Source organism: Bacteroidales bacterium (assembly GCA_031275285.1).
GTDB lineage: Bacteria > Bacteroidota > Bacteroidia > Bacteroidales > UBA4181 > JAIRLS01.
Window position 1 is genome coordinate 23033 of sequence record JAISOY010000016.1, and the last position, 7041, is coordinate 30073.

Annotated in this window: 5 protein-coding genes; 3 read left to right on the plus strand and 2 right to left on the minus strand. The window is 39.8% G+C overall.

Translation table 11 applies throughout. The features are described 5' to 3' along the window. Positions 1 to 148: 148 nt before the first annotated feature. The 3 genes from LBQ60_01715 to LBQ60_01725 all read left to right on the plus strand — a co-directional run bounded on the left by LBQ60_01715 (position 149) and on the right by LBQ60_01725 (position 2494). On the plus strand, positions 149 to 619 hold the full coding sequence (locus LBQ60_01715) for a GyrI-like domain-containing protein (protein MDR2036621.1): 471 nt from the start codon (positions 149 to 151) through the stop codon (positions 617 to 619). Between the two features lie 179 nt (positions 620 to 798). Continuing rightward, positions 799 to 1524, plus strand: a complete 726-nt coding sequence (locus LBQ60_01720; GenBank protein MDR2036622.1) for a TerB family tellurite resistance protein — start codon at positions 799 to 801, stop codon at positions 1522 to 1524. A 445-nt stretch (positions 1525 to 1969) separates the two neighbouring features. Further along, positions 1970 to 2494 (plus strand): GNAT family N-acetyltransferase, encoded by a 525-nt coding sequence (locus tag LBQ60_01725; protein ID MDR2036623.1) that lies wholly within the window; start codon positions 1970 to 1972, stop codon positions 2492 to 2494. 172 nt (positions 2495 to 2666) lie between these two features. On the opposite strand, the gene LBQ60_01730 is transcribed toward LBQ60_01725, so the two are convergent. Beyond that, complete coding sequence (locus tag LBQ60_01730; GenBank protein ID MDR2036624.1) at positions 2667 to 4388, minus strand: hypothetical protein; 1722 nt, start codon at positions 4386 to 4388, stop codon at positions 2667 to 2669. A 34-nt stretch (positions 4389 to 4422) separates the two neighbouring features. Then, positions 4423 to 6969: a hypothetical protein gene (locus LBQ60_01735; protein MDR2036625.1), complete on the minus strand. Its 2547-nt coding sequence runs from the start codon at positions 6967 to 6969 to the stop codon at positions 4423 to 4425. Positions 6970 to 7041: the final 72 nt, after the last annotated feature.

A 7041-nucleotide genomic window follows, 5' to 3' on the forward strand; every position in this document is an offset into this window, starting at 1 on the left:
CAGTTCGGCACATTTTATTGAAAGTTCAATCGATGAAAGATAACTATTCCGGACAACAGTTTTTTGAATGATCAGGTTATTTTTGTTAATGACCTCATGGTAAATCCTGAAGTCATCAAATATTAATCAGCATAAAAATATAAATGTTATGGCAAAAATTTCGGAAATCATGCTCCTGCAACAAGCAGAACAACCTGCATTAACCATTGATGCGACAACTGATATGAATGGAATGTCGCAAATAATCGGTGAGAGTTTTATGAAAATTGCGGCATATATGGAAGAATGCGGCGAGATACCTACAGATATTCCTTTTGTCGCTTATCCGGATTTTGAAAGTTTGAATGAAAAGACGATCAGGATGACGATCGGATTCAAGCTGGCAAAAGCATTACCCGGAAAAGGGGAGATCAAATCAATTCGATTACCTGCAGAAAAGATAGTTTTTTGTCTTCACCGTGGGACTTATGACGAGCTGGCAAAATTATATAACGAAATGATGGAATGGATCAAAACCAAGGGGTATCATGGAACCGGAACATCGGTGGAATACTACTATACAGGTCCGGATGTTCCTGAAAGCGAGCATGTAACCAGAGTAGAGATGTCACTGAAATAAAAACATGTAAATCACTGGCATTCAAAATAAGACTTGTTCGTAAATACACGAATAAACAAAAATTTAAGTATTTACGGACAAGTTTTGGGATTTATCATTTTAATCAATATTCCATGGAGGAACGTTCATCATTTTTATATACATTTGTCTGTAAAATATATTATATAGTCTGATAATAAATGGGAAAGTTTGCTAAATGGATAGGTGGCGGATTAGGTTGGGCCTTTGGCGGACCTATCGGTGGAATATTAGGTTTTATGGCCGGATCACTTTTTGATAGTCTGGATGTCAATATTATCGGAAAACCGGACGGAAAGACTACTATGGGGGATTTTGCCGTAAGCCTGCTGGTACTGATTGCTGCCATCATGAAAGCCGATGGGAAAGTGCTGAAATCAGAACTGGATTATGTAAAACAATTTCTGAGACAGAATTTCGGCGAAAAAGAATCGGTTGAGGCTTTAGGTATGCTTAAGGAATTGTTGAAACAAAATATTCCCGTGGAAGAGGTCTGTGGACAGATACGTCGTCACCTTGACTATTCTTCCCGTCTGCAGCTGGTTCATTTTTTATTCAACCTGGCCAATATCGACGGTCCGGTAACACCTGCTGAACAACGCCTACTCGATATCATTTCCGTAAATCTGGGAGTCAATATTAAAGACGAGCAATCCATCGGTTCCATGTTTTCAAAAGGCACACTGGATGCTGCATATGCTGTCCTGGAAGTCGACAGGAATGCCACCATACCGGAAATTAAAAAGGCATACCGTTCCATGGCCGTGAAATACCATCCGGATAAAGTAGCTTATCTTGGTGAAGACGTAAAAAAAGCAGCCAATGAAAAATTCCAGAAACTAAATGAGGCTTACGAATTAATCAAGAAAGAACGTAATTTTACGTAAAACAATGGAGAATGGAAAATTGAGAATTGAGAATGGAGAACCTGTAGCTCGGCGGAGTCAATGGAAAACTTAGCGCCAGCGATCTCACGAGCGAACTAAGCGGAGCGTTCTCATGAGCGATAGCGAATAACAAAGCGAGTAATTGGGAACTTAGGCGATAGCTGGTCTCATGAGCATCAGCGAGTAATGGAGAAAGTTAAAAAGCAAAAAAGTTCATAAAGTTGTAAAGTAAAATAGTAATGTAGGATATCCAAACTTTCATACTTTATAAATGTTCCGACTTTCAAACTTTATAAACAAAAAGAATGAAGAATGAAGAATGAAGAATAAAAAAGACAGAATGAAAGGAATGCCGGAAAAAGTCACCCGAACCTACTTTCTGACTTTATGAACATTCCGACTTTTTGACTACTTCAATAAACAATAAACAATTATCAATTATAAGATGGTATCCTTAAGAGCAGTAGAACCCGAAGATCTAACACTCCTCTATTTATGGGAAAATGAACGGAATGTATGGAAAGTAAGCAATACGCTGGTTCCATTTTCTAAATTCCAGTTACAACGGTATATCGAGTCCGACCCGAGCAATATACATGCCCATCAGCAGTTAAGGATGATGATCGATTACAACGACAATACAAATATCCGGACAATAGGTACCATCGATTTGTTCGATTTTGATCCGATCCATCAGCGTGCCGGACTGGGCATACTGATTGCTTCGGAAGAAGACCGCAGGCAGGGGTTTGCTTTTGATGCCATACAATTAATGATTGAATATTGCCGGGATGTATTATTCATGCATCAGATCTATTGTAATATATCGGCGAGTAATGAGGCCAGTATCCAACTGTTCGGAAAAGCCGGATTTGTTATTACCGGAACTAAAAAAGAATGGCTTAAAACTGCAAGAGGTTGGGAGGATGAATTCTTCCTGCAGCTGAAATTAAACAGAAATATTATATAATCGATGATTGATAATTGATAATTGAAAACTTAGGCGATAGCCAGTCTTATGAATGTCAGCGAGTAATTGATAATTTAATATCACGTTTTTGTTATCAATAAATAAATAAAATTACATAAAAGGCCCTACTTACTGCATTTTTCATTTTCAATTTTCAATTTTTCATTTTCAATTATTCCCTAATGCCTTCTTTTGATATCCCGATCCTTTTCTCCAGTGTCTTGTTGGTGTGGAAAGAATAAGTATTACCGTCCAGTTCAACTGTAGCCTTTCCCCTGTCGATTTCAACGGTAAAATCCGTATCCGGCATGGTAGATCTGATATACGCCACCAGCACAAAAGCCTTTTCTATTCCGTCTCCCAACCCGAAGTTCCAGACTTCATCAGGTTGTGCCAGCCGGTCTTCACTATAGATGGATTCACCCGGCATCGTTTCCAGTATATGGTACGCCTCTTCAATGGTTTTGCCCTTTAATCCCTCCAGACAAACAGGATTTCTTTCAAGTACGGCTTTTACGAATGGTATCCAACTGATTCCATCCATTTTTCGGTAAGCATAACGGGCCAATGCTGCAAATTCATTTTCCGGAGTCATCTTATTGAGATAATCGATGATCTCCTCACGTGATTGTTCAGTAGTCAGCTTCAATAAAGGCATTTCAACGTACTCCTTATCTTCGCCGGGCAGACGGGGTTCTATATGGATGAAATGACGTATTTCTTCAAACATATTCTTCATACGTGAGCATTCCTCCGGAAGAATATGGTCGATAAAATAATCTTTCTTTTCATCAAAACTTAATTGATTGTTTTTATTGAGGAATTCTTCAAAATCGTTGATGACGATCTTCTGATCTTTAGGAGTAAAATAAAAGTCGCGTGCATCGATCTCTTCAAACAAAGCCTTACGGCTATCTCCGGTGAATTTATTCTTGCTGGAATGTTCATAACTGAAAATGGTACGTAATTCGATATAACACTCTTTATTATTGCGGATATGTCTGTACTGAAAACAATCCCAGAACTCCCCTTTTGTCCTTAAGAAATTTGTAAATACTTCGAAATTAAATTCGGTAGTCAGAAATTCTTTCAGACTCTTTTCAAAGCTTTTATATATCTCAGGATCGATGGTAGCTTTATTATATAATGTATGGACATATCCGGTGAGATGGGAGACAATCGTGATCTTTTCATTTTCAATTGCCCTGCGTGCTTTTGCAGATAATTCCGTTCCGTTATACCACATGGTCTTGGTAACAATACGGCGGTTATTCGTGAAGATCCCGTCACGTTCAGCTATAAAATTTTGCGAATGTAACGGCGTAGCAATCAGGAATATCTTCTCCAGCGGAATACGCCCTACGATGAACATAGCAGCCGCATACAGGGATGATAATGAAACACATTCGCCGGCACCTACCTGGTAACCTTCTTTATGGCGGAATGCCATCATGGCCTCTACGGTTTCTGTTTTCCAGTAAGGAATAATATCGCTATTGTATTTATCCAGTCCGAAATGACGCCGTATATCGATATCAAAATAGTATTTATCGCCTTCATAGCCGAAAAGAGCATTGCTTTGACTAAGGCTTTCGGAATCCACAAATTGACTGAAGCGGGCCATTTCCTTTTCCTTATTGGTGAGTCCCCATGTGTCCAGGTCGAGGTTGAACACAAACCGGTCCATGATATATTGTTTCACCCTGTTGATCTTATAAGTGAAAGATTTTTTCTCAATATTGGAAAACCAGGGATCATCACGCCATTTCCATATCTCAGGAGACATAATATTGGCCAGTACCAACGAATAAAATAATTCGGGGAAAATAAATATCTCCATATCGGATAAGGTATAAGCTGACGAATACCTTTCTAAATCTTTAACGTTTGTCATGTGTGTATTAAAATATGTTATAGTTTCTATTTGATCAATTCATTTTTGCCTTTGTTAATTTAACCGTCTGAAATCCGAATTGTGGGATAAATATATCGGTTTGTATTTTTGTGTTCTTCTTGTCATGTGTTAATGAACCGGTAATATTTCCGTTCAAATTTACCAATTCTATTCTTTCCGCACTACAATTCCAACTTATTTGATGGTTTTTTCTTCCGGATATATTGAAAAACCGCACATATACATCCTGCCCCTTCACAATTATTGAGCTTACTTCAAGCCCTTTGTCCTGAAATTCAAGCAATGACCTTTGTTGTTCAGCTGGAGGAGCATCCACCATCCGCGCAACCAAAGGCTCGTTCCAATAATTACTTTCAGCCTGGATATCAGCTCCTATCCAGTCGCCTGCATGAGGTAACAATGCATATTTTATTCTCGTCGGACCGTGTGTGATATAATTTCTTCCCCATAAAGCTTTACCTATATATTGCACCGTCAATCCCAATGCCAGATCATCAGTATGCAGATAGCTGGTCGTATGATCGCAAAAGAGAGCTACCCCGTTCTTTTTCGAAGCATCTGTAACATCCACCCAATTAAGGATGACATTATGTTTAATGCTGTCCCATGAAGAGTATACCGTATTATCCAACCGGCTTTCACAAACATCAAACGGTGCGTTTTTAAACAAACGGCTTCCCATATTCTTGAATGGGAACCGCAAATGCAATTTATATGCATCATTATAAAAAGCCTTGGCATAATCTTCATTACGGTAGTTATTTTCATGATCATAAGCACCTATTCCGGGAGCCTGATCCCATTTGATTTCAAGTTCGAAATCGATACGGGGTGTATTGGAAACGGTGATATATTGGTGATACGTATTTCCGGCAAATTGATTTTCTACTTTTATCCGTACAAACAGATCCCCGTTTTCAACAACCGTTACTTTTGCTTCGTTGTCAGATCCATCATAAAATTTTCCTTCATGGTATAAATAACCCCGAAGATCATTCAATAATTCACCGTCTTCAACCATTTGAAGCTTACCCATTTTCTTTACGACCCAACTTGAAATAGCACCTCCTCTCCGGGGATCGATAATGAGCGTATGGTAGTCATTATCGATTTTCAGGGTACCATCTTTCAAAAAACTTGCTTTTATCGGTTTTTCTTTCTTTTTCTGATTCCCGATATAATAAGTTGTGAAACCGGCTCCGGGAACAGTGGCATCGAAATGCAGCCAAAATGCATCACCTTCTTTTGTGATCTGGGATCCGACCTCTTCACCGGCTAAATTTAAAATACGCAATTGTAAAGGATCCGTATCAGGATGCAATTTGACAGCAACTCTTTCATTACGGGAAGTACCGAGCGTATTAAATACAACAATACAGGATTTCCTGTCACCTACCGGAAGCCGGTCAAAAATCCGGTCGATTTGTTTTTCAGCCATCCGGTCAGTCAAACCAGTCCATACAGAAACCTGTTCGGCCCATGTTTTTCCGGATTTCAGCCGGTTATAAGGAACGATCCAGCAATCGTGATGCTGTGATAACATCAGCGTCCGCCAAGCTTCTGCAAATTCTTCTTCCTGCCAGGGTTGCCCGGTCATGAGAAAATCCAACGAAGCCATTTTTTCTGCCGTTACCAACAGGTTTTCGCTGGTTCTTATTTCCTGCGCCAACTTTTGTAATACAGGTGCACCCCACACAAGTCCCGGCTTCACATCTTCTAACGTAAACAACCAGTTGTCCGGGTCCACCTTATTTTTGACTCTTTCTATATAATCTGTCCATAAGGTATAAACGGTCGGTTGATACTGGCTTCCCCAGGGTCCTCCTTTCCAGCCGGCATCCTGGAAACACATACCGACAGGATATTCTATACCGTCAGCGAAACATGCCGCAATAAAGTCATTGGAATTGGTCCATGAAGCAGTTTGCCAGGTGGAGTTTTCCACCAATCCTTCACAGGCATAACGCGGAACCGACAATATGGTGGTCCCGTCCGGTCCGGTCCAATTCACCAGTTCTTTTCCGAAAGCAGATGTATATCCACCCCAGCAGGTATTGGGATTTCTCAATACGCCGTATTTGAAGCCGAATCCTTTCAGGATGGCAGGAAGGGAACTGGTAAAACAAGGTTCTTCACAGGAATAAGTAGTAAAAACCGCATCAGGAAAATGTTCTTTTACTTTCGCCATCCCATAAGTAAACTGCCGGATAATACTTTCTCCGGAAATGTTGTAACAATACGGTTGCGCATAATTAGGATTGACAAATTCGATCCGACCGTTTTTCCCTTCTCCGGCAAAGTAATCGCAAAACAACTGATAACCTTCGGGATCATGTATCTTTACACTATCCCATGTTTCAGGCTCAATTTCAAGGTTTATCTTCCATTCGGAATGTTTTTTGAGCTGGTCGATCATGAATCTGGTATTCCATAAAGGGAAATGGCCGTAAATCCCTCCATGATATCCATCTGCAAACCATGCTGTTCTCTGTGCATATCCCAAAGGCATTACCAGTAGGAATAGAAAAATGACTGATACTAACCGGACTTTTCCAATCATGGCAAAATTAGTAAGGCAATTAAAGTCTGATAAGGCTTACTTTACGTTCAACAGGCTGTGCTATTTTGTACA